Source organism: Pseudomonas sp. P135, from assembly GCF_020312125.1.
Classification (GTDB): Bacteria; Pseudomonadota; Gammaproteobacteria; order Pseudomonadales; family Pseudomonadaceae; genus Aquipseudomonas; species Aquipseudomonas fragariae.
Map to the genome: position 1 here is coordinate 23,047 of NZ_JAGPYR010000004.1, position 22,160 is coordinate 45,206.

Annotated in this window: 21 protein-coding genes and 5 pseudogenes; 16 read left to right on the forward strand and 10 right to left on the reverse strand. The window is 58.3% G+C overall.

What is annotated here, in order from left to right; translation table 11 throughout:
• Positions 1–10 precede the first annotated feature (10 nt).
• Positions 11–649, forward strand: a pseudogene (locus tag KBY08_RS26680) (PAS domain-containing protein); the annotation flags it as partial.
• A 150-nt stretch (positions 650–799) separates the two neighbouring features.
• Positions 800–1,234: pseudogene (locus tag KBY08_RS26685) on the forward strand (methyl-accepting chemotaxis protein); the annotation flags it as partial.
• 88 nt (positions 1,235–1,322) lie between these two features.
• Here the strand turns inward: KBY08_RS26685 and KBY08_RS07040 are convergent.
• Both KBY08_RS07040 and KBY08_RS07045 read right to left on the reverse strand, forming a co-directional pair.
• On the reverse strand, positions 1,323–2,894 hold the full coding sequence (locus tag KBY08_RS07040) for an alkaline phosphatase D family protein (protein WP_096135655.1): 1,572 nt from the start codon (positions 2,892–2,894) through the stop codon (positions 1,323–1,325).
• Entirely contained in the window at positions 2,891–3,454 is a 564-nt protein-coding gene (locus KBY08_RS07045; protein WP_024660594.1) for a GNAT family N-acetyltransferase, read from the reverse strand. The genes KBY08_RS07040 and KBY08_RS07045 overlap by 4 nt, the downstream gene beginning before the upstream one ends.
• A 201-nt stretch (positions 3,455–3,655) precedes the next feature.
• Between KBY08_RS07045 and KBY08_RS07050 the strand changes: the two genes are divergently transcribed.
• The 8 genes and pseudogenes from KBY08_RS07050 to KBY08_RS07090 all read left to right on the forward strand — a co-directional run.
• Positions 3,656–4,063, forward strand: coding sequence for an ExbD/TolR family protein (locus KBY08_RS07050; protein WP_003345964.1), 408 nt, complete (start codon positions 3,656–3,658; stop codon positions 4,061–4,063).
• Positions 4,064–4,065: 2 nt separating this feature from the next.
• Positions 4,066–4,830: an energy transducer TonB gene (locus KBY08_RS07055; RefSeq protein WP_024640195.1), complete on the forward strand. Its 765-nt coding sequence runs from the start codon at positions 4,066–4,068 to the stop codon at positions 4,828–4,830.
• 20 nt (positions 4,831–4,850) lie between these two features.
• Positions 4,851–7,133 (forward strand): TonB-dependent receptor, encoded by a 2,283-nt coding sequence (locus tag KBY08_RS07060; protein WP_003404752.1) that lies wholly within the window; start codon positions 4,851–4,853, stop codon positions 7,131–7,133.
• 24 nt (positions 7,134–7,157) lie between these two features.
• Positions 7,158–7,808 (forward strand): MotA/TolQ/ExbB proton channel family protein, encoded by a 651-nt coding sequence (locus KBY08_RS07065; protein ID WP_003404753.1) that lies wholly within the window; start codon positions 7,158–7,160, stop codon positions 7,806–7,808.
• 63 nt (positions 7,809–7,871) lie between these two features.
• The gene (locus KBY08_RS07070) at positions 7,872–9,113 is read left to right on the forward strand and encodes a phospholipase D-like domain-containing protein (protein WP_024660596.1); all 1,242 of its coding nucleotides are present in this window, start codon (positions 7,872–7,874) and stop codon (positions 9,111–9,113) included.
• Positions 9,114–9,162: 49 nt separating this feature from the next.
• Complete coding sequence (locus tag KBY08_RS07075; RefSeq protein WP_024641693.1) at positions 9,163–9,648, forward strand: GNAT family N-acetyltransferase; 486 nt, start codon at positions 9,163–9,165, stop codon at positions 9,646–9,648.
• Positions 9,649–9,966: 318 nt separating this feature from the next.
• Positions 9,967–11,169: a murein transglycosylase A gene (locus KBY08_RS07085; protein WP_104683703.1), complete on the forward strand. Its 1,203-nt coding sequence runs from the start codon at positions 9,967–9,969 to the stop codon at positions 11,167–11,169.
• Positions 11,170–11,260: 91 nt separating this feature from the next.
• Positions 11,261–11,753 (forward strand): annotated as a pseudogene (locus tag KBY08_RS07090) (alginate O-acetyltransferase AlgX-related protein); the annotation flags it as partial.
• A 363-nt stretch (positions 11,754–12,116) separates the two neighbouring features.
• Here the strand turns inward: KBY08_RS07090 and KBY08_RS07095 are convergent.
• The 3 genes from KBY08_RS07095 to KBY08_RS07105 all read right to left on the reverse strand — a co-directional run bounded on the left by KBY08_RS07095 (position 12,117) and on the right by KBY08_RS07105 (position 15,365).
• Positions 12,117–14,153 carry an S-type pyocin domain-containing protein gene (locus KBY08_RS07095; RefSeq protein WP_104683704.1) on the reverse strand — a complete coding sequence of 679 codons (2,037 nt, stop codon included), beginning with the start codon at positions 14,151–14,153 and terminating at the stop codon, positions 12,117–12,119.
• A gap of 304 nt (positions 14,154–14,457) precedes the next feature.
• On the reverse strand, positions 14,458–14,919 hold the full coding sequence (locus KBY08_RS07100) for an RES family NAD+ phosphorylase (RefSeq protein ID WP_044310070.1): 462 nt from the start codon (positions 14,917–14,919) through the stop codon (positions 14,458–14,460).
• Positions 14,916–15,365: a DUF2384 domain-containing protein gene (locus KBY08_RS07105; protein ID WP_003404776.1), complete on the reverse strand. Its 450-nt coding sequence runs from the start codon at positions 15,363–15,365 to the stop codon at positions 14,916–14,918. The genes KBY08_RS07100 and KBY08_RS07105 overlap by 4 nt, the downstream gene beginning before the upstream one ends.
• Before the next feature lie 265 nt (positions 15,366–15,630).
• Between KBY08_RS07105 and KBY08_RS07110 the strand changes: the two genes are divergently transcribed.
• From KBY08_RS07110 to KBY08_RS07130, 5 genes are all read left to right on the forward strand, one after another.
• On the forward strand, positions 15,631–16,635 hold the full coding sequence (locus KBY08_RS07110) for a response regulator (protein ID WP_003421645.1): 1,005 nt from the start codon (positions 15,631–15,633) through the stop codon (positions 16,633–16,635).
• A 3-nt stretch (positions 16,636–16,638) separates the two neighbouring features.
• Positions 16,639–17,121, forward strand: a complete 483-nt coding sequence (locus KBY08_RS07115) for a PAS domain-containing protein (protein ID WP_003404789.1) — start codon at positions 16,639–16,641, stop codon at positions 17,119–17,121.
• Between the two features lie 96 nt (positions 17,122–17,217).
• Positions 17,218–18,474 (forward strand): 3-phosphoshikimate 1-carboxyvinyltransferase, encoded by a 1,257-nt coding sequence (gene aroA, locus KBY08_RS07120; RefSeq protein ID WP_225651095.1) that lies wholly within the window; start codon positions 17,218–17,220, stop codon positions 18,472–18,474.
• 147 nt (positions 18,475–18,621) lie between these two features.
• On the forward strand, positions 18,622–18,876 hold the full coding sequence (locus KBY08_RS07125; protein WP_024652560.1) for an AbrB/MazE/SpoVT family DNA-binding domain-containing protein: 255 nt from the start codon (positions 18,622–18,624) through the stop codon (positions 18,874–18,876).
• Positions 18,873–19,220 (forward strand): type II toxin-antitoxin system ChpB family toxin, encoded by a 348-nt coding sequence (locus KBY08_RS07130; protein ID WP_024643176.1) that lies wholly within the window; start codon positions 18,873–18,875, stop codon positions 19,218–19,220. The genes KBY08_RS07125 and KBY08_RS07130 overlap by 4 nt, the downstream gene beginning before the upstream one ends.
• Positions 19,221–19,267: 47 nt before the next feature.
• Here the strand turns inward: KBY08_RS07130 and KBY08_RS07135 are convergent, their stop codons facing one another.
• Together KBY08_RS07135 and KBY08_RS07140 are read right to left on the reverse strand one after the other, a co-directional pair.
• Positions 19,268–19,930 carry a ChrR family anti-sigma-E factor gene (locus KBY08_RS07135; RefSeq protein ID WP_011266695.1) on the reverse strand — a complete coding sequence of 221 codons (663 nt, stop codon included), beginning with the start codon at positions 19,928–19,930 and terminating at the stop codon, positions 19,268–19,270.
• Positions 19,930–20,442 carry a sigma-70 family RNA polymerase sigma factor gene (locus KBY08_RS07140; protein WP_003345995.1) on the reverse strand — a complete coding sequence of 171 codons (513 nt, stop codon included), beginning with the start codon at positions 20,440–20,442 and terminating at the stop codon, positions 19,930–19,932. The genes KBY08_RS07135 and KBY08_RS07140 overlap by 1 nt, the downstream gene beginning before the upstream one ends.
• Before the next feature lie 240 nt (positions 20,443–20,682).
• Between KBY08_RS07140 and KBY08_RS07145 the strand changes: the two genes are divergently transcribed.
• Complete coding sequence (locus tag KBY08_RS07145) at positions 20,683–21,324, forward strand: hypothetical protein (RefSeq protein ID WP_225651096.1); 642 nt, start codon at positions 20,683–20,685, stop codon at positions 21,322–21,324.
• A 32-nt stretch (positions 21,325–21,356) separates the two neighbouring features.
• Here KBY08_RS07145 and KBY08_RS07150 read toward each other — a convergent pair.
• The 3 genes and pseudogenes from KBY08_RS07150 to vapB all read right to left on the reverse strand — a co-directional run.
• Positions 21,357–21,449 (reverse strand): annotated as a pseudogene (locus KBY08_RS07150) (aldose 1-epimerase); the annotation flags it as partial.
• Between the two features lie 41 nt (positions 21,450–21,490).
• Positions 21,491–21,894, reverse strand: a pseudogene (gene vapC, locus KBY08_RS07155) (type II toxin-antitoxin system tRNA(fMet)-specific endonuclease VapC).
• Positions 21,894–22,124 carry a type II toxin-antitoxin system VapB family antitoxin gene (gene vapB, locus KBY08_RS07160; protein ID WP_011266698.1) on the reverse strand — a complete coding sequence of 77 codons (231 nt, stop codon included), beginning with the start codon at positions 22,122–22,124 and terminating at the stop codon, positions 21,894–21,896. Before vapB ends, vapC begins: the two are co-directional and overlap by 1 nt.
• Between the last annotated feature and the right edge of the window lie 36 nt (positions 22,125–22,160).

Genomic DNA, 22,160 nt, shown 5'->3' on the forward strand with positions numbered 1-22,160 from the left:
GGATGCGCAAATGGTCTGTCTGACTCTGGACGCCAGCTACCACATCGTCCACGCCAACGACAACCTTCTCAGTACGCTTGGCTACTCGCTCGAGCAAGTGCTGGGCAAGGATCTGGACCACTTGGTGCCCACTTACGTCAAACAGCTTGATTGCTACCGCAGTCTCAAAGTGGCGGTGCAGAAGGGCGAGTCGGTCATCGACAGGTACCGTTTTCTGCATGCCGATGGCCGGCTGATATGGATTCGCGCCCTCTGGCAGCCGGTGCTGGATGAGCAGGGCAGACTGATGACGTTGCAATGCTACGGATCGGACATCACCCAGATCGTCGAGACCGCTGCCGAGAACTCTGCGTTTATTCAGGCATTGTTGCGCTCCACCGCCGTGATCGAGTTCAACCTGAGCGGCCAGGTACTGACTGCCAACGATCAGTTCCTGCGCGGCATGGGTTACAGCCTGGCGCAGATCAAGGGCAAACATCACAGTATCTTCTGCGATCCGGCAGAAACCTCTCAGGCGTCGTACCGGGAGTTCTGGGCGATGCTCAACCGTGGCGAGTTCGTAGCCGGGCGCTTCAAACGTATCGACAGCAGCGGGCGTGAGGTCTGGCTGGAAGCAACCTACAACCCGGTCCACGATGCTCAGGGCAAACTCTACAAGGTGGTCAAGTTCGCCACGATGGTGACCGACCAGGTAGCCCGCGAAGAAGAGGTCAGTCAGGCCGCCAGCGTGGCGTTTGAAATCTCCCAGCAGACCGACGTCAGCGCCCAGCGCGGCGCGGATGTGGTGCAAAACACTGTCCAGACCATGCGCAAGATTTCCGAAGAAATGCAGACGGCCTCCTCGGGCATTGAAGCGTTGGGCAAACAGTCACTGCTGATCAATTCTATCGTGCAGACCATTGGTGGCATTGCCCAGCAGACCAACCTGCTGGCGCTCAACGCCGCCATCGAGGCCGCGCGTGCCGGTGAGCAGGGCCGTGGCTTTGCCGTGGTGGCTGACGAAGTCCGCCAACTGGCAGGCCGCACCAGCGCCGCAACCGAAGAAATCGTCAGCGTCGTGCAGCAAAACCAGACGCTGGCCGATGAGGCGGTACGCGGCATGGCCAACAGCCGCACTCAGGCGGAGCAGGGATTGGTGCTGGCCAACGAGGCCGGTGCAGTGATCGTCGAGATTCAGGAGGGGGCCAAGCAGGTGGTGGGCGCCGTGGGGCGGTTTGCCAATCAGTTGAAATGATCCTGCTGTGCCTCCGCTGCATGGCGCAAACGCCTAAGGCCCGTCAATGCGGACTTTAGGCGTTTCAATGTTGACTCATGTTCAGGCGTCACACCGCAACAGCCCCCGCCTTGCCAGCCTCCACCACAAAACGCTTCAGCGTCGACACGCTCGCCGCAGGGTCCAGCACATCCGACACCACTTGAAAGCGGGTCTGCATGTGCTGTTCGTTCAGGTCGACTGCCACGTAGCCGCGTTGACGGCTGTCGAAGAACTTCACGTGTGGGTTGAGGCCGAGAATGCTGTTGAAGGCGTCGAACGGTGGCCCGCTGGAGGTTACCGAAGTGCCGACGAATTCGGTGGCGATGATGGCTGAATCCGGATTGCCGGCGTCGGCGTGCAGGTCGGTGGTCCAGAACGAATGGATATCGCCACCCCAGAACACCGGGTTGCGGGTCTGGTGGCGTTGCAGGGAGGCCAGCACGCGCTCGCGGGTGGTCATGTAGCCGTCCCAGCCGTCGGTCCAGTGGCCCTGCGCCTGGGTCTTGAGATCGCGCTGTTCCAGTGGCGCGACCAGCAAATCCTGGGCAATGACATTCCACTGTCCGGGAGACTCGGCGAAGCTGCGGTCCAGCCAGGTTTCCTGTTCCCAACCGAGCATGGTGCGTTTCGGGTCACGCAGATCCGGACAATCACTGGGCGCGACGTGACCTCGACGGCTGCCGTTGGCCTGGATGCAGGGTTGCTCTGAGCGGTACTGTCGACCGTCCAGCACGTGAAAACGTGCCAGACGCCCATAGTCGAGGTTGCGGTAAATACGCATTTCCTGTCCTTTGGGCAAGCTGCTGGCGCGCAACGGCATGTGTTCGTAAAACGCCTGGTAGGCGGCGGCCCTGCGGCGCAGAAAGCTGTCCACCGGCACGTCGGGGTCCTGGGACCACTGGGCGGCGTAGTCATTTTGCACTTCATGGTCGTCCCAGGTGGCGACGCTCGGCGCACAGGCATGCAGCGCTTGCAGGTCGGGGTCGGTCTTGTACTGCGCGTATCGGTTGCGATAGCCCGCCAGGTCCATGGGGTCAGGTGTCGCGTGGTGACGCGGGAACCGAGGGCTTTCCGAGGATACGTTCATCTCATAGATGTAGTCGCCAAGAAAGAACACCAGATCCGGGCGCTCCGCGGCCAGGTGTCGATAGGCGCTAAAGTACCCTGCTTCCCAGTGCGAGCACGACACGAAGCCGAACCGCGCCGAGACCATCGCGCTTGCCAGCGGCGCAGTGCAGGCCTGACCGACAGCGCTTTGCGCCCCCAGGCTCTCGAACTGATACCAATACGGACGCCCAGGCTGCAAGCCGCTTACTTCGACATGCACTGAATGGGCAAAGCGCGGGTGGGCAGTTGCCTGTCCTGTGCGGACCACGTGAACCATGGCCGCATCGCTGGCGATCTTCCAGCGCACCTCAACGGGTTTGTTCAGCCCGCCATCACCCGAGGGCGTCATCACCTTGGGGGCCAGGCGTGTCCATATCACGAAGCCGTCCGGCAATGGATCGCCAGACGCCACGCCGAGCGTGAACGGATAATCGACCCCCGCGCTGCGCGCAAACGGGCTGAGGATCGACAGCAATGTGGCACCGGCCACTCCGGTGATGATGCGTCGACGGTCCGGGTTGAAATCGGTCATGACGTGGCCTCCGATGATGCGTATTCGGAGCGCAACAGTCCGAACAGCAGCATGTTCTTGAACACACCGTTTTTCAGAAATGCCTCTCTGGTACAGCCCTCATACGATAACCCGCACTTCTCCAGGACCCTGGCGCTGGCCGGGTTGTCGCTGAAGCACTGGCCGGCGATGCGGTTGAGGTTCATGTCCGTGAAGCCATGCCTAAGCAAGCCTTTAGCCGCTTCGCAGGCATAACCCTGATTTTGGTATTGGATTCCTGTCCAGTAACCCAGATGGCCGCTGCGATGCGACAGCGAAAGGCGTAGCGAGACGATCCCGGTCAACGCTCCGCTTTCCTGAAGGTGAACCCCGAGGCTCACCGTCTGACCGGCGGCGTACTGGTCATGGGTCTGTGCGATGAATGCCCGCGCATGCTCAAGGGTGTAGGGGCTGGGCAGCGCAGAGGTCATGGCCGCAATGGTCGGTTCGTCGGCCAGGTGTGACAAGGTGAGTGCTTGTTCAGGCTGTAACGCAGCGAGCAGCAGACGCGAGGTTCTGATAGTGGGCAGCGGGTGACTCATCCGTATTTTCCGTCGGGTTGAATGCTCAAACGCTGGCGCGTTGTTATGGCATTTCCGTGACGGCCTCAAGAATCATTTAAGTGTCATGAGATGTACAGGTAACAGCCATGTAACAGTCATGTATCGGTCTTGTAAAACCAACCGATCGGTCATGTTCGGTTGCTAGATTCTCGGCCTCTAACAAGAAAGCGAGAGGCTGGCATGAGAACGTGGGACGAACCTAAAAAGCGCAAGGCGCACATCGAACTGATCCCCATGATCGACGTGATGATGTTCCTGCTGGTCTTTTTCGTATTGGTAAGCCTGAACGTGATTCCAGCGTTGGGGATGAAAACCCAGTTGCCGAGTGCCAGCAGTTCACAGCAGCTCAAGCCGCAGAACAAATCGATCCTGACGCTGGGGCTCAACGGCGAATTACAGCTCGACGGCAAGGCGACCACGGTCGACGCCCTGGTGCCTGCCTTGAAGGCGCTGGAAAAACCCGACAGCAAAACCACGATCATCGTTAACAGTGACAAGGGCGTGGAAGTCGCCCGGCTGGTCGAGATTATGGACACCCTGCGTCTGGGTGGCTTCACGTCAGTCTCCATCGCCACGCGCAAATCCTGACCATGTATTTTCTGTTTCGTGTACGTCAGTGGCTCGGCGGCCTGCCTGCGCTGGTGGCGCTCATCGCAATCGTGATCGGTGTGCAGACCCGTCCGCTGAAAATGGAGCCGGTCTACGACGAGTCGGCCGTGGAGCTGGCGCTGATCGAGCCCGAGCCGCCTGCGCCCGAGCCCGTCGTGCAGCCCGAGGCGCCTGCGGTACAGCCTGACGAGCCGCCACCTCCGCCACCTGTAGTCGAAAGCGAAGAAGCCGAACCGGCGCCACCTCCACCGCCGCCCAAGCCCGTTCCCAAGCCAAAACCCAAGCCGGAGATCAAGCCAGAACCCCGGCCTAAGCCCTTGCCCAAACCGGCAGTGGCAAAACCCGTCGAGCCGGTTCAGGCACCCATTAAGCCGATCGCCAGCGCCCCGGTTGCGCCGCCGTCACCGCCTGCGCCACCCGCACCACCGAAGGTCGACACCCAGGGTATGGAAGGTGGCTACCTCAAGGGGCTGCGCAGTGAACTGGACGGTTACAAACAATACCCGACTGGCCGTCAGGCCTCACTGGAGCGCCCGAGCGGCGAGGTTGTGGTGTGGTTATTGGTCGACCGCCAGGGGCGAGTGCTGGACTCCGGCATTCAGACCCAGGCCTCCAGCATGCTGCTCAACCGTGCAGCCGCCAACAGTCTGCGACGCATCAAGCAGGTCAAGCCGTTTCCCGAGCAAGCCTTTGGTGGACGCAGCGAACAGCGCTTCACCGCCACCTTCAACTACAGCGTGCAATAGCACTGACAAGGAACAAAGTGATGAAGTTTTCCAGAATTCACCTTGCGTTGGTCGCCGCGGGCATGAGTCACGGCATGGTTATGGCCGACTCGAGTGGCAGTGATGTCGGCACCATTGGTGTGCAAGGCAGGGCGACGGTTGGCGGTGGCTACATGGTGCAGGAGGAGAGCATCAAGGCGCGCTCCACTGTCACCAAAGAAGCGCTCGACAAGCAGACCGCAACAGGTAACGCGATCGACAAGCTCAAGTACACACCGGGCCTGAACATCTCCAGCGAAGACGCCACGGGTCTGTCCGGCTTTCGCTTTACCATGCGCGGTCTCAACTCCGATCAGGTCGGCATGTCGGTAGACGGTATGCCGATCAACGACTCCGGTAACTACGCGCTGTACTCCAACCTGCTGGGGGACCCGGAAAACATCGATCAGATTTTCGTGACTCAAGGCTCTGCCGAAAGTGACGGCCCGCACATCGGTTCCAGCGGCGGCAACATCGGTATCGTCACCATCCGGCCCACCAAGGAAACCGGCGCATTCGTCAAGCAGGTGGCGGGCAGCAACGGCACTTACAAGACCTTCGCGCGACTCAACACCGGAGAAATCAACGGGCTGAGCAACTGGCTGTCGATGTCTCACACCGAAGGTCAGAAATGGCGCGGCGATGGCGCGGTGCGTGCCGACAAGGTGGAGTGGAACAGCTTCTTCGACATGGGCTCGGGCAATACCGCCAACCTGATCCTCAAGTACCACGAGCAGGACAACAACAGTTACAGCCAGCTCACCAAGAGTCAGTTCCAGCAGAACGGGCGCAAGTTTGACCCTTATCCTTCGACGCCTGCGCTGGGCAGCAACGGCAAATTGTCCAGCTACTACGAGCTGGCGCAGAACCCGTTCCAGACGTTCACCGGCGTGCTCAATACCCAATTCAAGCTGGCCGACAATCTGTCTCTTTCAGTCATCCCGTATTATTTCTGGGGTAACGGCAGCGGCGTGAACAGTTCTTCCTATGCGCTCAATCGCGGCTCGAATCAGAACGGTGTGTTCGACCTGAGCAACCTGCCGACGGCGGCGGCTTATAACGCAGACGGGTCATCGACCACTGGCGTGTATTACCGGCCGTCGCGCACGCAGACCTGGCGTCCGGGCATCACCACCAAGTTGAACTGGGACGTCAACGACGAGCACAGCGTACAGGTCGGCTACTGGTATGAACGCGCGCGCCAGTCGCAGACTCAGCCGTTCATCCGCCTGAAGAGCAATGGCAAGCCTGAAAGCATCCAGCCGGATTCGGACTACATGGTCGATGCCAACGGCAACGAGATCCAGGGCCGTGACCGCTATACCGTGACGCCTGCACAAAAAGTCTGGGCTCAGGACACCTGGTATTTCGCCCCGGACTGGACGCTGGTCGGCGGCCTGGCCTTCATGAACGTCGAACGTGAAGGCACCAACCACGGCAGCCTGACCGAGCGGCCGGAAAAGCGCGACCAGACCTACAACAAGCTGTTGCCGAACCTCGGCCTCAAATACCAGCTGGATGAGCGCGACCAGTTGTTCTACAGCCTGTCACGCAACATGCGCGTGCCGCAGAACTACGTTCTGTATGACCCGGGCACCGGCTCCATCGACAGCAAGCCGGAAACCAGCTGGAACCACGAACTGGGCTGGCGCTACACCGAACAGGACATGACGCTGGCGGCCACACTGTTTTACCTGCAGTTCAAGGACCGTCAGGTGTCATCAAAAGACGTCAATGGCGACTTTGCCGACATCAATGCCGGTGCAGTCGACAACAGCGGTCTGGAACTGGAATGGAGTGGCCTGCTGCCGCACCATTTCAATTACTACACCTCGTACACCTACACCCGCGCCAAACAGAAAGATGACCTGACCGTCTTCAATAACGGTACCGCCATCGAACTGCCGACCAGTGGCAAGCAGTTTACCAACGTGCCGAAGAACATGCTGGCCGCCAACATCGGCTACGACGACGGCAGTTATTACGGGACCTTTGGCGCCAAGCTCACCAGCAAGCTGTATGGCGACCTGACCAACGACGAAAGCATTCCGGGGCGCACCATCTTCAATCTGGGCGCAGGTATCTACCTCCCGGTGGACAAGAAAATCGTCAAGGACGCCACCTTGCGTCTGAACGTCGACAACCTGTTCGACAAGGAATACCTGGACGGCGTGTACACCACCAAAACCAACGCGGGCACTTACAGCGGTTTCCGCGATGGCGACCCGGCCTACATCGTCGGGGTCGAGCGTACCGTCACCGTTTCTCTTGAAGCCAATTTCTAATTTCATTGACCAGAGGTCCGTGCCATGGACATGAATCAGCTTCACGACATCACCTTCTATGTGATGTACGCCGCCATCGCGATAGCGATCTTTGTCGCGATCGAACGAGGCATCTACTTCGCTTACGTGCGTCGCCAGTCGCGGGCGCTGCAAACGGCACTCGGTGCTTCGGTGCACAGTGAAAAGGATCTGCCGGAGACGCTGACACGCCGGACCAGCCTGCCACTGGAAATGGTCCTGCCGGTGCTTGCGCAAAAAAATGCGCAGGGCTCGCGCAGGGATCTGGATGACGTCATCGAAACCCAGTACCTGAGCACGCGCGCACCGCTGGCCCGTAGCCTCTGGCTGATCGAAACCATCACTACCGCTGCGCCACTGTTGGGCTTGTTGGGGACGATTCTGGGCATCATCGACACCTTCAAGGCCCTGGCCAGTGCCGGGGTCTCCGATCCCGGGCAGATTTCCGCCGGTATCGGTACAGCGCTGTTCGCGACCGGGCTGGGTATTGCCATTGCCTTGTTCTGCGTGGTCTTTCACAACTACTTTCAGGACAGCCTGGAACGCATCAACGACCAACTCAAGATCCTGCTGATCCGTGCTTCCAGCGGAGCACGTGTGCATGACGAGGCCGAGCATCCGGCTGTTTCGGCTCAACCGAAATACCGCACGGCCTGATCCAAATAGCGGCGCGTGCTCTGGCATGCGCCATCTTGTCTGTGTCTGGCGATGAGGCTCGCAATGCCCTTTTACCCTTCATATCGTCGACTGTCCCTGAGCTACCGCGCCGTGATCGCAGCGTTACTGCTGGGCAGTTCGTGCGCGCAGGCAGATTTCGCCATCCCGGGCTTCGAGCTGGTACATACCGTGCCGGTCGGGTCTGACCTGCAGACGCCTGACCTGCGAGCACCCGGCGAGGTCTGGCGCGAGCTGTTTGACGGGGCTCGCGAGCGTATCGACATCGAACAGTTCTATGTCGCAGACCATGCAGGTTCGGTCATGGACAAGGTGCTTGAAAGCCTGACGGCAGCCGGGCAGCGCGGAGTGAAAATCCGGTTTCTGCTGGAAGAAAAAGGCCTGAAACTTTCCGACCCGCAGACCCTTGAGCGACTGCGCGCGATCCCCAACCTCACCTTGCGCGTACTGCCCTACGCAAAACTCACGGGCAGCGGCATCATTCACGCCAAATTCCTGATCGTGGATGGCCGACAGGCGTTCATCGGCAGTCAGAACTTCGATTGGCGCTCACTGGAGCACATTCACGAAACCGGCCTGCGCATTGACGAGCCGACCGTCGTGGGCAAGACGCAGGCCATATTCGATCAGGACTGGCTTGCCCAGGCTGCCATTACCGAGGGCAAACCGGTGCCGTTGCCGCGCCCGATCAATAGCGCATTGCCTGACGGCAACTACCTGATCGCCAGCCCGCAGCGCTATAACCCGCCAGGGGTCGTCGACTCCCAGACCGAACTGCCGCGTTTGCTGGCGCAAGCCAAAAGCGAGGTGCGTGTCCAGTTGCTGGACTACGCGCCCCTGTCCTACGGGCCCGACAAAACCCGGCCTTACTATGCGGTCATCGATAATGCCCTGCGCAGCGCAGCCGCCCGCGGTGTGTCGATAAAACTCATGGTGTCCGACTGGAACACCGGCATGCCCGAAGTCGCCTACCTCAAGAGTCTGGCCCTGGTGCCCAACGTGCAGGTGCGCATCGTCACACTGCCGATGGCCGATCAGGGTTTTATCCCCTATGCACGCGTGATCCACAGCAAGACCATGGATATTGATGATCAGGTGGCCTGGGTAGGCACCAGCAACTGGCTGGGCGGCTACCTCGACAACTCGCGCAATCTGGAAGTGGTGATGCACGATAGCTCGATGGCCAGGCGCATCGGCCAACTGCACGAGCAGCTTTGGGATGGACCGTACGCCAAACCCATCGACATCAATCGCGACTACCCGGAACCGCATCCGGGCCAACCTTGACCGTAAGCAGATGGTTAGCCGAAAGGGTAGCGTTAGTGAGGGGGCTGACATGAGCTTGATCGTCCGTGCCATGGCAGACAGTGACTGGTCTTCGCTGGCTGATATGTTTGAACAACCGGTATTCCGTTGGTGGACGCTTCGCATGCCGTACCAGTCAATCAACGACATAAAAAAGCTTGTCGAAAGTCGAAGTGCTTCTGGGCTGTCCCTCGTTGCCGAGCGCGATGGCGTGGTTGTCGGCTGCGCCATGCTCTATCGTTTTCAGGGGCGCAGGCAGCACGTAGCTGATTTCTGGATGGGGGTTGCAGACAGTCATCATCGCCAGGGCATTGGTGACTTGTTATTGAACGAGCTCACCGCCACTGCCTGTCGATGGATGAATTTAAAGCGCCTGGAGCTTACTGTTTTCGTTGATAACAAGGCCGCTATCGCGCTGTATGAAAAGAATGGCTTTGTCATAGAGGGCACGCACAGGAAATTCGCCTATCGAGATGGCGAATACATAGACGCTTTCAGCATGGCAGCAGTCTACTGAGATCTTTTAAAAGAGCCTCGGAATGCAGCCTGTTTGTTATGAGGTCCGAAGTCGGGTCCGTGCAGCTCGTCCCTGACACTTAAAGCGGTGCGAACCAAGGGCGCCCATAAACCGTTTGAGCTATTCCACGCAGCACCGGCCCAACGCGTACCACTCATGAGCGCTGACTTGCTCGACTCCATCTTTCTCCTACGCCGCGTCTCCACATCATCCTGGCTGACTTTTCAGACAAACCCTAGGCCCCTCTGCCCGCTTCAGCCACAATGACACCTTTCACCCACCAGCCTGCTGCAGGCTGTAAACGGATTGGTGCTACTGATGATGCTCTCTTTCAAGCCATGGTTGCGGGGCCTGGCGCTGGTTTTGCCTCTGGCTGCGTTGCTGACCGCGTGTGACAAGTCCGACAAACCGGTGACGCCGTCTGCGCCGCCGCACACCACGTATAGCCAGGCTGGCTGGGACGCGCTGCCGGCGGTGTCGGACGCGGATTTGCAGGCCGGTTTTGCCTCGTGGCGCAGTGCGTGTGTCCGTTTGAAGGCCGATGCGGTGTGGGGGCCGACGTGTGCGGCGGCTGCGAGTCTTGCGGCTGCACCGGATGTTGCGCAGATCCGCACCTTTTTGCAGGAGCAGTTGCAGGTCTACAGCCTGCGCGCCGACGGGGGCAGTGCCGATGGTTTGATCACCGGTTATTACGAGCCTGTCTATCCGGGCAGTCTGACTCAGACCGCCACGGCCAATGTGCCGGTGTATGGCATTCCGGACGATCTGATCGTGGTCAATCTGGACAGCATTTATCCCGAGCTAAAAGGCAAGCGTCTGCGCGGTCGGCTTGAGGGGCGGGTGCTTAAGCCTTACGACGACGCTGCAACGATCAGCACGCAGGGCTTGAACGCGCCGGTGATTGCCTGGCTGACCGACCCGATGGATCTGCAATTCCTGCAGATTCAGGGCTCGGGGCGCGTGAGTCTGGAGGATGGCTCGCAGCTGCGTCTGGGCTATGCCGATCAGAACGGTCGTCCGTATCGCGCAATTGGTCGCTGGCTGGTAGAGCAGGGGCAGCTGAAGAAGGAGGACGTGACCATGGGCAGTATCGCGGCCTGGGCCAAGGCGCATCCGGAGCGGATCAGCGAGCTGCTGGCGAGCAATCCCAGCTACGTGTTTTTCGCCCGTAACCCCGACAGCAACGAAGGCCCGCGCGGCTCGCTGAATGTGCCGCTGACCCCGGGCTACAGCGTGGCCATCGATCGCAAGGTGATTCCGCTGGGCAGTCTGCTCTGGCTCTCGACGACGCGGCCGGATGGCAGCAGCGTGGTGCGTCCGGTCGCTGCCCAGGACACGGGCGGTGCGATTGCCGGTGAAGTACGCGCCGACCTGTTCTGGGGGACCGGCGATGAGGCGGGCAAGCTGGCTGGCGACATGAAGCAGAAAGGCAATATCTGGCTGTTGTGGCCCAAAGGCATGCCGTTGCCTCAGTCCGCAGAAACAGCTCCTGCAGCAACCCCGGCTGCTGCCAGTCACTGAAATCCCTTCACCTCGATAGCTACCGTCCTGCTCAATGGATAGGTAGCTATCTTCTTCATGCCCCCGTTTTCCTTCCAAATACGCTTGAGATAGCGAAATGCAATGGGGCGAGAGTGCTGCCAACAGCGCCGCCAGAGCTATCGGTTTGCAGGTGAAAAAAGCCGGCATTCAGGCCACTTCACAGCGTCAATTCCAGATTTAGACGTTACCCTTTGCCGAGTGCCCCGGCGGACTCGACTGGTTGCCGTCGTCATTACAACCTGCGCCGTAAAGCGTGGCCGCCACGCAGATCACCGAGCTTGCCAATGAATCGACGGAGACAGCAAGCTGCCCAACGTCGCGCTGATCGGCACGTCGTTCTCGTGCAATTCGGGTTTTGTCGGGTTTCTACAGCGCGCACTCGGCGCCCCGATTGGCAACGTTGCCAAGGACTGCGGCGAGCTCTTGGCAACGTTGCCAACCTTTACTTTGACAACCCGGCCTTCCGCCAGACGCCGCCCAAACTGCTTATATGGGAAATTCCCGAGCGGGATCTGCAGACCATTTATGGGAGGGTCGACAAGTTAGATGTACCTGTAAAATAAAGCTCGGGCATACCCTGTTCGAGACAGGGTTACGATTATCAAGTCTCAGATGGAAGAACGCCCGGCTGAAGCCGGGCGTTCTTTAGATAGTGTAACTTTTATTCAAAAGAATATTTTTTTTCAGCGATGAAAGCGGGCTCCTTCCAGTTGGGTCCTTTAGACGTGCGACCATTTGAATCTAAAGCCAGAATGCCCTCACGGAAAAGTCGGGTGTAAGTTCCCCAAAGCTCACCGGACTGAAGCGCCTCAAATTTATAAGTGGTGTACAGTCTGTCTATCCGTGGTTGGGACGTAGTTAGAGCCAGGACTGCCAATACATCTGCCACGGTTTCGTTAATGATAATGTCTCTGATGTGGGTCATTTCATTGGCCTCTCAATGCGTCAGCATGATCTTGTTTGTCACCAGCCGATTGAGCCGCTTCGGTGTAAAGAAAATCACGATTTTCGTTAATTCTATAATCCTCAAGGGCTGCCGTATGAGCGTTATTCCATACGTTACCTTGCACGCCATCAGCCACCCCCAGTGCCCTGTAACGTTCTAATTCCCTGAGCTCGTGGGTGTAAAATCTTTTATCAGTATCCGTCACGGCTAACTCGCCGCGCAAAATTTTTTCCAGACGATCAATCATTATAGTATTTGCATCTGATGAGCCGAATCGGCCTGTGTGCAGCTTTACCAGATCAATACCGGCCTGAGTGACTGAGGCGGTTGTCCAATCAAGGTTTTGGGTCGGGCCTCCAGCTTTATCAGGATTGTACAATCGACCGCTATGCTCTCCTTTGGTTGTTGCCCCTTCATAGGGGCTGTTGAACACCACATAGACCGGAGGCAAACCCGAATTTAAAGGATAAACGTAAATGGCGTCCCGAATGTCCATCTGGCCGGTGGCGGGTAAAGGCTCGGCTTTCACCTCGATAGGTTCCAGTGTAATTCCAGCGTACGCCGGAGTTTCGACTGGTTGCGCCACCGTCGTCGTTGAGCTGTTTCCAGGTGCTGCGATTGGAAACGTCAAGGTGATGGGCGGGGTGTCCGAAGTGGTAAAGGTGTAGGCGTTGGCCACTGGGTCCAGTATCAGAGCCCTCACAGGCACCTTGGGAGAAAATCCGCCTTCGGCTTGTGTTGCCACGACTGAATACTTCGACTGATCGCCGTAAATTCTATAGGGCATATCGACCGTTCCACCCGTTGCCGCCACGTCATTCAAGGCGTCGGGCAGATCAGGCATCAGAACTCTGGCCGGAAGGTCCAGCATTCTTCCCGGTAACTCTCCATTGCCAAGCGAAGGGGAGTACAGCAACGTGCCGATGCCTACGGCTGTGGTAGAGCTGACAGCCGTGCCTGCGAGAGCCGTTAATATTTCGATAGCGGCTTGAATGGTAGCGTCCAGAAAGAGACCGGATCCTGCTGTAACGGAAATGACTCCTGCAACTGCACCCAACTGCGGTGTACCCGCTTCCGGGAGCCTGAGCGTCTTGCCCGCTTCTAGCGCTTGAGCTTCTGCCGTCACGCGCGCGTGCTCGTCAGCGTCACGCTGGGCCTGCGTCTCTGCCTCCATACGAGCTTGTTCAGCCGCTTCGGCAGCTACTCGGCGAGCTTCTGCTTCGGCAGCAAGAAGAGCCTGCTCATCCGCTACTCGCTTGGCTTCAGCCTCCGCTGCAACTCGGGCTTGTTCAGCGGTTTCGGCAGCAAGTCGAGCGTGCTCTGCAGCTTCAACGGCAAGCCTCGTCGACTCGGTTTCTGCCGCGATACGTGCGTCCTCCCTGGCCTGCGCCGCAGCAATAGCATGGCTCAGTGATACAGACCTCTCTGTGAGAATCCTGATTTTCTCTTCAAGAATTTTTGCTCTGTAGGCTGCTGTAACTGAGGCTTCCCAGCTTTTATAAACGTCAAGGGGAGAGCCCAGGTCTCTTCTTGTTTGAAAGATATTTAAAAAATCCACAGCGTTTTTTTTAATATCTACCGCCAATGCATGCCTGCCAAAGAAAGCATGAGCGCCTTCTTTGCTTTTGGCTAACTCAGCAGCGCGCTGTGAAATCAGGCTGTCCACCACGTTTTTTTCAATCGTAGACTTTTCTAACTCAGAGAAGGGATAGTCTCCTACGCCGGCAGAAATTTCCGCGTCAACGTCAGCCGGAAGGAGGGGCAAAAAGTCTATGTAAGACTGATGGATATTTTGCTGTGTTGAAGAGGCCGTCACGATAATGGATATCGTGTACTGCTCGTTTCTTATACCCCTTTTACTGAAGAATGCATCCAGCTCATGGTTTGCAGGAATAGTGCCGTCCCATCGCAGCGGTCTGGCGATTACTCCGGCTCCCGATAGCGGGCCTAATGGCCTGGGCAACGGCTGGCCAGGTGTTACGATTGTGGGTGGAAGAGTAATGACGTTTTGCGGCATGTGCTTATCCTTAAGGTTTAAATCGCCGAATAATGTCTCCTTGATATTAGGTAGTATTAATAGTCACGAAGTGCGGTACATAGGTATAGGTAGTTGTTTTTTTGTTCAGGCTTTCAGGCACGCAATTGAAACGCATGCTGGTGTAGGACTGGTCAGCGGCCGCACGTAATGTTGCCGGATTTTGTAATCCATCGCAGTGTTAAGGCGTTACTTCTGGTGCTGAACGCATTGGTCGCGGCGTACGTTGCTTTGAACCCAAGGGACAGCAAGAGCCCCCCATAATCGAGCTAACCGTTCAGCCAGTTCACCCCAAACGCGGATCAACCACAAAATCCAGCTCTTTGGCCGTCGCCACAACCGCCCTGAACTCCGGGTGCTGGACGTTGAGCAGGTAGTTGGACTCGCGCGGGATGATCACGCTGGGCACTGCCAGTGCCAGGCTCTGAGCGGAGGCCAGCCAGTCGTCGCCGAACGAGGCGGTTGCCGGTGGCGCGGGTTCTTCACGCCAGTCTCGGGGCAGGGTGTCCGGGCGTGCATTGAGGACGTGCTCCTCGGCAATCTGCAGTTCAAGCATCGTGTAATGCTGAGCCACAGTGGCGTTGTTCAGGTGTACCAGCACCTCCAGCAGGGCCAGTGACTCGCTGCCCGCGCAGTACACGCAGGCGTTGCCTTTGCTGTTCCAGCGTCCGCCATAGAGCTTGGCGCCTTCGCCGTCGAAGGCCTGCGCCAGCCATTTGCGCTTGACCAGTCGATATACCGCTATCACGCCACGACCCCGTGCTCCAGGCGGCCGATCAGGTCGAGCACTGCCTGAGCCTCCGCCGAGGTCGCGAGCATTTCCAGCGGCCTGCGATTGCCCAGCCCATAGACCGGGTTGGCCAGCCATAGGCGAGTCGCTTCGGCGTCGTTTTCGAACAGGTCCAGCGCCGCCTTGTACACCGCTGCCAGGCGGAACAGCCGATCGCTTTCTTCGGCATTGAAGCGGCGCACCTTGAGGCGTCGCTGCAAGGTTGCCGGCGCGATGCCCAGATGCTCGGCCAGGGTCGAGCGGTTCAGGTCGGTGTAATGCGCCAGACGCTCGAAGACTTCATACGGCAAGCCGTCATGCAGCGCCGAGTAAAGCCGCGCGCCTCGCGCGGGAATGCCCAGGTGTTGCCAGAAATCGTCCTGCCGGGGCAGGGCTGGATGATAGTCGCGTATGGGCAGAGACATGGCACACCTGTCTATCGAGTGATTGCTATTAAATCTATCAATTGATAATAGGCACGTTTCAGACGTCGCGACAGTGATTTACAGCAACTGAGAGAGAATAAAACTACAGAAACTCCAAAAATCACCGACTTAGGCTATAGGTTTAGTTTGAATGTTGCTGATCTCGCGTTATAGGCTCGATGTCAGTCGCTTCCAATGGTGCCGTCAAATGTAAATGCGCTGCCCGCCGCGGTCAGCCTGATTTTCCTGCAGTGAGAACCACACGATGTCCACGCTTGCGCTATTGATATGCGATGACTCGAACATGGCGCGAAAGCAGCTGTTGCGCGCGCTACCTGAAGACTGGGATGTGTCGGTCACGCTGGCCACCCAGGGGCAGGAAGGCCTGGAGGCGATTCGTAAAGGTCAGGGCCAGGTGGTCCTGCTCGACCTGACCATGCCGGTGATGGACGGTTACCAGACGCTGACGGCGATTCGTGCCGAAAACCTCGACGCCAAGGTGATTGTGGTGTCGGGCGACGTGCAGGACGAAGCCGTGCGTCGGGTCATGGAGCTGGGCGCGCTGGCGTTTCTGAAAAAACCTGCCGACCCGGACGAACTGAAAAGCACACTGGAGCGCCTTGGTCTGCTGGGCAAGCCTGCGGTGTCGCCGGTTGCACTGCCGGCCCTCAACAACAAGGGCGGGGTGATCAGCTTTCAGGATGCGTTCCGCGAAACCGTCAACGTAGCCATGGGCCGTGCAGCGGCGTTGCTGGCCAAGGTACTGGGTGTCTTTGTGCAGTTGCCGGTGCCCAACGTCAACATGCTCGAAGTTGGCGAGCTGCACATGGCGCTGGCCGATGCGCACAGCGATCAGCGCCTGACTGCGGTGTGTCAGGGCTACATCGGTGGCGGTATTGCAGGCGAGGCGCTGCTGATTTTCCACGACTCGGAAATTTCCGGTATCTCGCAGCTGATGGGCGGCGATCACTCCGACAGTTCCGACATGGAGATGCTCCTCGACCTGTCCACGATCCTGATCGGTGCCTGTCTGAGCGGGATTGCCGAACAGATCGACATCGCCTTTTCGCAGGGCCATCCACAGTTGCTGGGTGCACAGGGCGGCATCGACGAGCTGATTCGCATCAATCAGCAACGCTGGAAAAAGACCCTGGCGGTCGAAATCAGTTACAGCGTGGAAGGCCACAATCTGCATTTCGATCTGCTGATGCTGTTCACCGAAGATTCGGTCGAGCTGCTTACCAAAAAACTCGCCTACATGATGAGCTGACCCATGAGCAACGCTATTGAAATCAACGAGCTTCATTGGTTGCTGGCCGTCACGCAGAACATTGACGTAGGCATCGTGGTGCTGGACCTGAACTACCGCGTGACGGTCTGGAATACCTTCATGGAAAACCGCTCGGGCGTGGTGCCCTATGTGGCCATCGACAAGACTTTTTTCGAGATTTTCCCGGAGGTCAACGCGAAGTGGTTCAGCAAGAAAATCGATAACGTCGTGACCCTCGGCACGCCGGCGTTCACCATCTGGGAGCAGCGGCCGTATCTGGTGCGTTTCAAGAATTACCAACCGATTACCGGGCAGGAGGAGTTCATGTATCAGAACACCACCCTGTTCCCGCTGCGGTCGACCACCGGTGCGATCAGCCATGTGTGTCTGGTGATCTATGACGTCACCGACGTCGCGGCCAACCGCAATCAGTTGCTGGCGGCCAACGACAAGCTGCAGCAACTGTCGGGCTCAGTGAAAAGCTGACCCGCGCCCGGGCTTGGCGATGAATGAAACCGGCACTGCGGGCTTGATCCCGCTCGTGCTAGGATCGCGATTTTTCCGCTGACGCTCAGGGACATCATGCGACCTCAAGCCACCCTCACTGTTTTGCCTGTCGAGCGCCCGCTGGTCGGGCGTGTCAGCCCGCCGGGCTCCAAGTCGATCACCAACCGTGCATTGTTGCTGGCCGGGCTGGCCAAAGGCACCAGCCGCCTGACCGGCGCGCTGAAGAGTGATGACACGCGCGTGATGTCCGAAGCCTTGCGTCTGATGGGCGTGCAGGTCGACGAGCCCGATGACAGCACCTTCGTGGTCACCAGCAGCGGGCACTGGCAGGCGCCGCAGCAGGCGCTGTTCCTCGGCAATGCCGGGACTGCGACACGCTTTCTGACCGCGGCACTGGCCAACTTCGAAGGCGACTTCGTGGTCGATGGCGACGAATACATGCGCAAGCGCCCGATCGGCCCGCTGGTCGATGCCTTGCAGCGCATGGGCGTGGAGGTCAGCGCACCCAGTGGTTGCCCGCCGGTGGCCATCAAGGGCAAGGGCGGTCTTGAGGCCGGTCGTATCGAGATCGACGGCAACCTCTCCAGCCAGTATGTGTCGGCACTGCTGATGGCCGGTGCCTGTGGCAAGGGGCCTGTGGAAGTGGCACTGACAGGCAGCGAGATCGGCGCGCGTGGTTACCTCGACCTCACGCTGGCGGCCATGCAGGCGTTCGGTGCCGAGGTTCAGGCCATCGGCGATGCCGCCTGGAAAGTCTCGGCTACCGGCTATCGCGCTACGGATTTCCACATCGAACCGGATGCCTCGGCGGCCACCTACCTGTGGGCTGCGCAGGCCCTGACCGAGGGCGCTATCGACCTGGGCGTGGCCAGCGACGCGTTCACGCAACCCGATGCACTGGCCAGCCAGATCATCGCCAGCTTCCCGAACATGCCGGCCGTGATCGACGGCTCGCAGATGCAGGACGCGATTCCCACGCTGGCCGTACTGGCCGCGTTCAATCGTCAACCGGTGCGCTTTGTCGGCATCGCCAACCTGCGGGTCAAGGAGTGCGACCGCATCTCGGCACTGTCCAACGGCCTGTGCGCCATCGCACCCGGCCTGGCGGTCGAAGAGGGTGACGATCTGATCGTTACCGCCAACCCGGCGCTGGCAGGCACTACGGTCGATGCCTTGATCGATACCCACTCCGACCATCGGATCGCCATGTGCTTTGCACTGGCGGGCCTGAAGATTGCCGGCATCCGCATTCTCGACCCTGATTGCGTCGCCAAGACCTACCCGGGGTACTGGGATGCGTTGACCTCATTGGGTGTGAGTGTTCAGCGCTGATAGATCAGGTTTATCGGCCCGGGAAGCCTGTAGGATTTCGAGACATCTTGAGCTGGCAGTCTACGGTTGTAGATACTATGTTTATACGTTGGGGTTGCATGCCTCGTGTGAGGTATCTACAGTATTGCTACGTTATGAGGTGTCTTTATGGAAGTGAAAATTCAGCAATGGGGCAATAGCGCTGCAATTCGTTTGCCCGCAAACGTGCTCAAGCAGATGAGCCTGTCTAGCGGCGATGTCCTTACGCTTGATGCGTCTGCAGAAGTCATCACGCTCAAACCCGCTAAAGCAAAGTTGCATTATCGATTGGCTGACTTGATGGCAAAATGTGATTTGAGCGCGCCTGAACCCACAGAATTGGCCGAATGGAACACCATGCAGCCAATTGGACGTGAGGTTTGAAACGGGTCAAATTCAACCGGTCGGATATTGTGCGACTGAACCTGAATCCAACCGCAGGCCGTGAACAACAGGGCGATTTTCGTCCAGCGTTGATTCTGACGCCTGCGGCTTATAACGCATCGGGCCTTGTAATTATTGTGCCCATCACGCAGGGCGGCGACTTCGCTCGGTATGCCGGTTTCGCGGTGCCTTTAAGCGGTTCAGGTACCGAAACGCAGGGTGTCGTTCTTTGCAACCACATTCGAACCGTTGACCTTGAGGCTCGTGGCGCAAAGCGTGTTGAGTCAGTTCCCGAGATGATAATCGACGATGTGCTGGCTCGCGTTCAAGCCCTTTTTGAATAGCAGGTTCTGCTAGTTGCCTGGCTCCTCAATCTGCTCGCAGCCGTTTTTCAAATCCCGAAAAACGGCTGCATCATCCGCGCCAGCAGTCCCTGAAAACGCAGCTTCGATTCAGTGGCCAGCACGCAAATGCATTCCCGGTCAGGGTAGGCAATGGGTTGGTGATGGATATGGCTGTCCAGATCGGCCACATCGTTGAGTCCGAACTCTCCCTGTACGTCGTAATACGCGCCCTTGAGGACCATGGTCATTTCGCCGCTTTCGTGGCTATGCACCGGCATGCTCACGCCGGGGGCGATTTTCAGCAGCATCAGGTTGCCCTGTTCGATGCCTTCAGCGCGTACACGTTTTACGCCGGGGATCAGGGTCTTCCACTTCAATGTGCTCAGGTGTCGACCAAAATGCGCCTGCATGCAGACCGGCATAAGATCCGGGTCCTGATTGGCCGCCGGCATCGAATGCATAGCGGGTACGAGCCCCGCTTGCTGCTCGTCAAGCCGCGCGAGCATGGCCGATCGGCCCTTGAGTGGCACCACACTGCTGGTGTGCTGCTGCATCAACACACCGCCAATGGCCTCGGCCTGCCTGAGCCGCGCCCGGCACTCGGCGCAGCGCTCCAGATGCGCGGCAGTGACCAGCGAGATAACCTGCGACAGCGCCCCAGCGGCATAACTGACCAGCGTGGCGTCGTCCGGATGATGTTGTGGGCCCATCATGATTCCTCTATCCGCGAGCGCAATTTTTGAAACGCAAGGCGCAGGCAGGACTTCACTGTGCCGAGCGGCATACCCAAGCGTTCGGAAATCTCCCGGTGGCTGAGCGCTTCGAAATACGACATTCGCAACACTCGGGCCTGATCGGCGGGCAGGTTCTGGATGGCGATATTGAGTTGTTGCTCCTGGCGCTGGCTGTAATCGAGTGTTCGATCTACCGGAGCCTCCAGACGCTCGAGTTGTTCCAGCGAGTTCTGCACCTGCACCCAGCCACGGTCCTTGCGCACGCTGTCGATGTAAAGATTGCGTGCGATGCGAAACAACCATGTCCCCAGGCTGGCCTTGGCCGGGTCGAACGAGTCGGCCTTGTGCCACAGTTTGAGCAGCACTTCCTGCACCAACTCTTCGGCCTGACCTTCTGGCACATTCAGCCCGGTGAGGTAGCGCAACAGGCGCGGAGCGAAGTGATCGTAAATGCGCATGAAGCTGTCGCGGTCCCTCTGGCGGGCCACGGCGGTGACTTCATCGATCCAAAGTCGGGTGATTGTCGATTCGCTGTGAGAGGGGGACAAGTGACAGAAGGTCCTGAGACTGGCAGTTATGCGCATGATCCACCTTCTGATCACCATTGTGTGGGTTTGGTTCGCGATGCAGAGGTGTTACGTAACGGGGTGGGGGGTGGATCATAGGATGTGACGAGCGGCGTGGAGGCATTTTACAGGTGCGGCCATGACAATGACCACGGGCCGGTCATGCAGACGGTCACTGTCATTTCTGCCAGTAGCCCAATGAGCGCTGGCTGTTTAATGTGTGATCTGGATGTTATCAAGGTCAGGGAGACCATTATGGACACTCACGTTGCACATGCTTCATCTACGCTGGCCAGGCTGGCCGGTGTGCTGCTGGTCATCGTTAGTATGGGTTTTTTTGCGCCTGAGCGAGCTCAGGCTGAGGCTGTAAACCTGGTTGTCTGTACAGGAACTCACACTGGAACTTTTTCGCCAGGCCTGACCAACACCAGCCAGCCAATCAATGTGACGACGACAAGCAACTGGGGGACTTGTGTGTTGCCTCTCGGCACAAGTGCGTCGTCCAGCCAAAGCTTTCAGGCGCCCTTATCCTGCAACGCTCTGCTGCAGAACACGACCGATGTAACGTGGATCATAAAGTGGGGTGATGGAGAGACCAGTACCTATAATTTCGACGCGACTTACAACGATACCGGTGGTCTGAACAAAACCGTAGTGGGTATCGGGGAAATTGTGGCTGGCCGTTACACGGGCTCCACGGCAATAACGACCTATGTGCTTTTCAATCTGGAGCTTAACGCGTGCGCCACGACCACGGGTGTCACCAGCTTGAGCGGCCCTTCTACATTGACGATTATTCAGTAACCTGTGGCTGGGGAGCGCATGGATAAAGCGTGCTAGATTTTTTTGTACTGCAGACTGACCCTCAACCCCATCGACTCCCCCTGCCGCAACAGCTTCAACCCCGGATGCCCCGGCAAATGATGGGCATAGCTCAAAACCAAGAGGCGTTGCAGATATGGCCTTGAGGTCATTGGCTTACCCAGTCTTCTACCCTCAGCCCCTCGACGCGCTGGAATTCACGCTGGTTGTTAGTGATGACAACCAAGCCTAGAGAGCGGGCGTGTCCTGCAATCATTTGATCGTACTGGCCGATCGGTGTGCCCGATCTAGCCAGTTCGGCTCTGATCATGCCGGTATGAGCCGCCGCGTCGCTGTCGTAAGGGAGCACTTCAAGACGCGCTGTGAAACCCTCTACAACGGCAAGGTTTCTTTCGGGCTCAAAGACTTTTCTGCGCCGTAGACAAGCTCCAACAATGTGATCGCGCTGATACGTAGCTGTCCGTGATGGAGGTTGAAGGCTTCACGCACCGAAGCTGGCTTGTTCTTTATAGTGAAAATGCAAATGTTGGTGTCAAGCATGTACTTGAGCATCAGAGCGATTCGCGCTGCTGTTCGGCTGGTTGTCCGCGCTCTGCCATGAAATCATCACTGACACTTTCACCATCGAACCAGCTGTTCCACATTTCACCGGCGGGGGAAATAATGCGGGTTCTGCCCACGGCTATAACATCGACACGTTTCACGTCGTCGGGCAAGGCCACCGCTTTTGGCAGTCGGACAGCCTGGCTTCGATTGCTTTTGAAGACTGTGGATTGTTCCATGAGTGATTCATCCTTGGCTGATGTTTCGGATGAATA

Coding starts and splice junctions, on each gene's coding strand:
- KBY08_RS07065 (WP_003404753.1), top strand. CDS start 7,158: ATGGACATGAATCAGCTTCACGACATCACCTTCTATGTGATGTACGCC.
- KBY08_RS07050 (WP_003345964.1), top strand. CDS start 3,656: ATGAGAACGTGGGACGAACCTAAAAAGCGCAAGGCGCACATCGAACTG.
- KBY08_RS07060 (WP_003404752.1), top strand. CDS start 4,851: ATGAAGTTTTCCAGAATTCACCTTGCGTTGGTCGCCGCGGGCATGAGT.
- KBY08_RS07075 (WP_024641693.1), top strand. CDS start 9,163: ATGAGCTTGATCGTCCGTGCCATGGCAGACAGTGACTGGTCTTCGCTG.
- KBY08_RS07145 (WP_225651096.1), top strand. CDS start 20,683: ATGCAGACGGTCACTGTCATTTCTGCCAGTAGCCCAATGAGCGCTGGC.
- KBY08_RS07125 (WP_024652560.1), top strand. CDS start 18,622: ATGGAAGTGAAAATTCAGCAATGGGGCAATAGCGCTGCAATTCGTTTG.
- vapB (WP_011266698.1), bottom strand. CDS start 22,124: ATGGAACAATCCACAGTCTTCAAAAGCAATCGAAGCCAGGCTGTCCGA.
- KBY08_RS07105 (WP_003404776.1), bottom strand. CDS start 15,365: ATGTCTCTGCCCATACGCGACTATCATCCAGCCCTGCCCCGGCAGGAC.
- KBY08_RS07115 (WP_003404789.1), top strand. CDS start 16,639: ATGAGCAACGCTATTGAAATCAACGAGCTTCATTGGTTGCTGGCCGTC.
- KBY08_RS07070 (WP_024660596.1), top strand. CDS start 7,872: ATGCCCTTTTACCCTTCATATCGTCGACTGTCCCTGAGCTACCGCGCC.
- KBY08_RS07045 (WP_024660594.1), bottom strand. CDS start 3,454: ATGAGTCACCCGCTGCCCACTATCAGAACCTCGCGTCTGCTGCTCGCT.
- KBY08_RS07085 (WP_104683703.1), top strand. CDS start 9,967: ATGATGCTCTCTTTCAAGCCATGGTTGCGGGGCCTGGCGCTGGTTTTG.
- KBY08_RS07040 (WP_096135655.1), bottom strand. CDS start 2,894: ATGACCGATTTCAACCCGGACCGTCGACGCATCATCACCGGAGTGGCC.
- KBY08_RS07095 (WP_104683704.1), bottom strand. CDS start 14,153: ATGCCGCAAAACGTCATTACTCTTCCACCCACAATCGTAACACCTGGC.
- KBY08_RS07110 (WP_003421645.1), top strand. CDS start 15,631: ATGTCCACGCTTGCGCTATTGATATGCGATGACTCGAACATGGCGCGA.
- KBY08_RS07055 (WP_024640195.1), top strand. CDS start 4,066: ATGTATTTTCTGTTTCGTGTACGTCAGTGGCTCGGCGGCCTGCCTGCG.
- aroA (WP_225651095.1), top strand. CDS start 17,218: ATGCGACCTCAAGCCACCCTCACTGTTTTGCCTGTCGAGCGCCCGCTG.
- KBY08_RS07135 (WP_011266695.1), bottom strand. CDS start 19,930: ATGGGCCCACAACATCATCCGGACGACGCCACGCTGGTCAGTTATGCC.